This is a genomic window from Bradyrhizobium sp. UFLA05-109 (genome assembly GCF_054185165.1).
Map to the genome: position 1 here is coordinate 1 of NZ_JBBIAR010000144.1, position 4,507 is coordinate 4,507.

The 4,507-nt window shown below is 58.4% G+C and carries 2 protein-coding genes and 2 pseudogenes; 3 read left to right on the forward strand and 1 reads right to left on the reverse strand.

Translation table 11 applies throughout. The features are described from left to right. Positions 1-127 precede the first annotated feature (127 nt). Entirely contained in the window at positions 128-1,726 is a 1,599-nt protein-coding gene (locus Q3C01_RS44610; RefSeq protein ID WP_458151697.1) for an ABC transporter substrate-binding protein, read from the reverse strand. Between the two features lie 721 nt (positions 1,727-2,447). Here Q3C01_RS44610 and leuD point away from each other — a divergent pair. The 3 genes and pseudogenes from leuD to Q3C01_RS44625 all read left to right on the forward strand — a co-directional run bounded on the left by leuD (position 2,448) and on the right by Q3C01_RS44625 (position 4,288). Further along, positions 2,448-3,053, forward strand: coding sequence for a 3-isopropylmalate dehydratase small subunit (gene leuD, locus Q3C01_RS44615; RefSeq protein WP_458151699.1), 606 nt, complete (start codon positions 2,448-2,450; stop codon positions 3,051-3,053). Positions 3,054-3,234: 181 nt separating this feature from the next. Beyond that, positions 3,235-3,578 (forward strand): annotated as a pseudogene (locus tag Q3C01_RS44620) (carbonic anhydrase); the annotation flags it as partial. A gap of 325 nt (positions 3,579-3,903) precedes the next feature. Beyond that, positions 3,904-4,288 (forward strand): annotated as a pseudogene (locus Q3C01_RS44625) (hypothetical protein). Positions 4,289-4,507: the final 219 nt, after the last annotated feature.

Genomic DNA, 4,507 nt, shown 5'->3' on the forward strand with positions numbered 1-4,507 from the left:
CGATGCGGCGCTTCGGTGATCCGACCCAGGAGCTCCATCATACGAGCTTCCGAAATATCGCTTTGCGGCTCCGAGATCGCTGGCATTGGCACTCACCCTTGGATCAGCCCAGAACGCCCAGGCGTCCTCAGGCTTGCTGCATGTTCCACATAGCCACGTACACCGAAGGCCCTTCGATTAGGCCGGTGAGCGACTTGCGACGCGCGTTCGGCCAGAGAGAATGCCCCAAGTACACGGAACCCACAAAGTCCCACCACACTCGTTGCATCTTTCGAGCCAACGATTTCCGCTGTTCGATCGTTTCGAGATTCGCCCATTGAGAACGGAGATCTTCATACTCATCGCTCTTCGGCCAGCCAATCCAAGCCTTGTCGCCGTTCGCGGATAGAATCGCCGTGTTGAGCGGATCCCCAAGGCTGTAGTTGGAATTAGATGCGATAAGAATGCTCCAGCCACCGTCCTGCACAGGGCCCTTGTTTACCCGACGCCTCACGACTCCGCCAAAGTCGCTTGCGGCAAGCTCGGCATTGATCCCAATCTTTTGCAGCGTTAGCGCGAGTAGCTGGGCGATGTCACTGACTTCTCTTATGTCGGTTGGCTGGAGGATGACGACCTTCTCGCCGGCATACCCGGCTTTCTTGAACAATTGCTTGGCCTTTTCAGGATCGCCGCCCTTCTTGTACCACCCGGTATTTTCATCGTTAGAATAGAGATTTTCTTTTCCAAACACTGAAGTGACGGCGCCGAAATATTTTGGGTTACCCACGGCGGCACGCATGAACGCCTCTTGGTCGATCAGGTGAAGCAACGCCTGGCGAGCCGTCACGTTATTAAACGGCTTCTGCAAGAAGTTCAGGCGGAGGTACCAAACGGACCCCCCGGTGCACATTAGCTGGAGTGCAAGATTTGGATCGCTTTCGATTCCAGGGAGAAGATCGATCGGCGGCCTTTGGACCAAATCAATCTCACCTGCCTGCAAGGCAGTTATCGCGGTCTGCTGGTCCGGCATAGTGTCCCATACAACACGATCAACCTTGACGATCTTCCCGCCAGCAAATCCGTCTCGCGCCTCCTTTCGAGGCACATAATTTTTGTTGCGGTCGTACGTAAAGCTCGAGCCCGGCCTGGCGAGAGCATTATTGAACTTGAACGGCCCTGATCCGATATTCGCCATCACCTGCTCAGTCGCCGGTCGACTCGCATCCTTCTCGCGCATAACGAACAGCGGCCACGCCATTGACGCCAACCTATCAACGAGAAGCCCTAGCGGCTCCCTTAGCGCAATCGTGAAGGTCTTATCGTCCTTTTTCGAGATATCTCGAGCACGCGCCATGATCAGTTGTCCGCCAGCGGCAACCTCGCTCCAACGTCGTATCGACGCGACACAATCCGCTGCAGTAACGGGGGTACCGTCGTGCCAGCCTAGACCATCACGGAGTTCGAAGGTGTAAGTCAGCTCGTTATCGGATACTCCCCACTTTGCGACCATTTGCGGCTGCGGCGCAAGTTTGGAATCGAGCGAGAAAAGCGTGTCGTAAATCGCGAAAGCGTGGTTTATCGCGGCATCAGAAGTCGAGAAGAGAGGATCGAACACGGTGAGAGCGGGCGTCATGGCCATACGCACCGTGCCGGCGGCAGTCGACGTGGTCTGGGCACGTAAAACCGAAGGCATTGACAGAGCCACACCAGCCCCCCCCTTCAACAGCTCGCGTCGAGATATTGACATGGCAAAACCCTCCCCTTCATTTTGACACAGCGTACACGCTCAAGGTGACTATCCGCGGCGTTCTCTGATGAGATTGGATCGCAAACCTGCAATGAACGCGGGCTCCACGCAGAACTTCGTACTTGTAGCCAGAGCCATATTGTCGCTGGCGCCACTATGGGGCCAGCGAATTCTCGCCGAGTGCCACGCAATGAGCCATCGGACGGTTTGGCAGGGGCAAGGTCGTCAGAGTCAATTATTCGACATGTGAGACTATCATCGATCTGCCTGACCTTTCCGGCTGCGTTTGCCAACCGGGGACATTTTTCAGAGCACCGTTTCTCGGGAACGGAGCTAGACGCATGCCGCATCCTTCAAGCGGCACTGGTGAAACACAACCGGTCGCCAATCTCGATCAGACCGACGCTCATTTTTTCTCGTCGGAAACGAGGGTTTTGGTTGAATCGATTGGGCGCCGCGCCCGCTCAATCTCTCCCCGTTTGGGGGGCAGGTCGGGCGCGAAGCGCCCGTTGGGCTCTCTCCACACGGGGGCTATCGATGGCGGAAGTACACCGCCCCTCCCCCAAAAGCGTCCCCAAAGCGGGAGAGGGGGCGCACCTCCCCCCTCGCGACCACATCGCGCGTTCGAGATGAGCAGACTAGATCTGCCGAATTTGGCCTAGGATTTGGACCCCGATCGCGATAAACAGCCGTTCCCCTGACCTACCCGGGAAGCGCAACCATGGACAAGTTCACCACGCTGGAAGGCGTCGCGGCGCCGCTGAAGATCATCAATGTCGACACCGACATGATCATTCCGAAGCAGTATCTGAAGACCATCAAGCGCACCGGCCTCGGCAAGGGGCTTTTTTCCGAGCAGCGCTATAACGACGACGGCAGCGAGAACCCGGATTTCGTCCTCAATCAGCCCGCCTATCGCAATTCGAAGGTGCTGGTAGCCGGCGACAATTTCGGCTGCGGCTCGAGCCGCGAGCACGCACCCTGGGCGCTGCTGGACTTCGGCATCCGCTGCGTGATCTCGACCTCGTTCGGCGACATCTTCTACAACAACTGCTTCAAGAACGGCATTCTGCCGATCCGCGTCTCGCAGGAAGACCTCGACAAGCTGTTCGACGATGCCGAGCGCGGCGCCAATGCGACGCTCACCATCGACCTGCCCAACCAGGAGATCCGCGGCCCCGACGGCGGCAAGGTCAAGTTCGAGATCGACCCGTTCCGCAAGCATTGCCTGATCAACGGCCTCGACGACATTGGCCTCACGATGGAGAAGAAGGCCTCGATCAACACCTACGAGGAAAAGCTCAAGCGCGAACGCGCTTGGGCTTGAGCTTGGGCCTGAGACCGGCTTTAAGTTTCGAGCCCCGGTGCGATGCGCGCCGGGGCTTTTTCTTTGCCCGCTTGTTCTTTGCCCTCTTGCGTTTGTCATTTATAGCTTCCGCGTATGTTGTCCGACGTTGTCACCCGCTCTCGGATATTCGCGTCGCGATTTATGGCCCTGCCGCGCTGACCAATGCGGTGGTATCGCGCCTTTTGTCGACAAGATCGAGCCGCCCCCCCCCCGGCGATTTCATCGGCCGCTTCAAGCAGATGTTCATCAAGCCGGGCGAGGTAGTCGAGCCGCGCGAGCACGAGACAATGCAGGTTCGTGGTGACATCGAGAAGGCCGCAGTGTTTCGCAGCCTCGAGAATCTGATGACGTTTCCTTCATGCGGAAGGCGGTAGAAGCCGGCCATAAGCAGCTCCACTGCGCCTATTTCGGCGTCGCAGAGGATCGCTGGTCGTGCTGGACGAGGCGCCGAAGGAATTCGGAAGCGTGCGCGAGGCGGCGTCGTACGCAATTTCAAACTCGTAGATTCCATGTGGCGATGAGCGAGCCCTATCCGGTAGGTTTGGGTTTCCACACTCGAACAACCATCGGAGAGTCTGATGCAAGCATCGACCGAGAGCGCGCCCGCCAGCGTGCAGCCTTCTTCGCCGTGATGAGCCTGCGATTGATCAGGACCTTGGCGACTGCACGGTCGGACACGTACCAGAACGGCAGCTCCGTTCTCGACCGGTGGTATCGTCGCGATTTGGCAGATGTAAGTCAGACCACGACGCGCTAAATGGTAGCCTTGTCGTGTAGCGCCTTCAGCGCCACGATGAACTACGCGGTCGAGCAGTCGGATTGGCGATGATTGAGCTCGAGATTCTCTGCCGCGAATAAACTGGCATTTCGGCTTGCGGCGGGCGCCGTGTTGCCATCGGCCTGCCCGTCTCGGCTGATGCCAAGACCAAGCGCACCTATGACGATCGCGGCCGCGTCTATTACGGTCCGAGCGGCCCCAACGTCGTCTATCAGCATGTCCACGCACCCGCATCTATGTCAGCAAGCGATTCTGGCTCGACGGCGGCACCGAGGTCAATCCGGGCGACCGCAAATTCTCCGACTACGACTTCCCGCCGGATGTCAGCTATCCCAGCTTCACGCGCGAGAACCGGAACCGTCCGATCGATCGCCAGCCGCTCAGCACGCCGGCTGACGTCGGCGGGTATCCCAGAAGGTTCCCGCTCTACTGGTAACAGCTTTGTATGAATCGAAATGGCCGGGCATTGCCCGGCCGTTTGCTTTTTGGGGCACCGTCATTCTGGGGCGATCCGACAGCATCGAACCCGGAATGACGATACGCTGCGCTTACGCGTGCAGCTTCTGCAATTCCTTCAAGATCGCTTCGCCCATCTGCGTGGTCGAGGCGGCGGTGGTGCCTTCCGACTTGATGTCCGCCGTGCGCAGACCGCTGG

What these genes read in the sequence shown, in the direction of transcription:
- leuD (WP_458151699.1), top strand. Translation starts at nt 2,448, where the DNA reads ATGGACAAGTTCACCACGCTGGAAGGCGTCGCGGCGCCGCTGAAGATC.
- Q3C01_RS44610 (WP_458151697.1), bottom strand. Translation starts at nt 1,726, where the DNA reads ATGTCAATATCTCGACGCGAGCTGTTGAAGGGGGGGGCTGGTGTGGCT.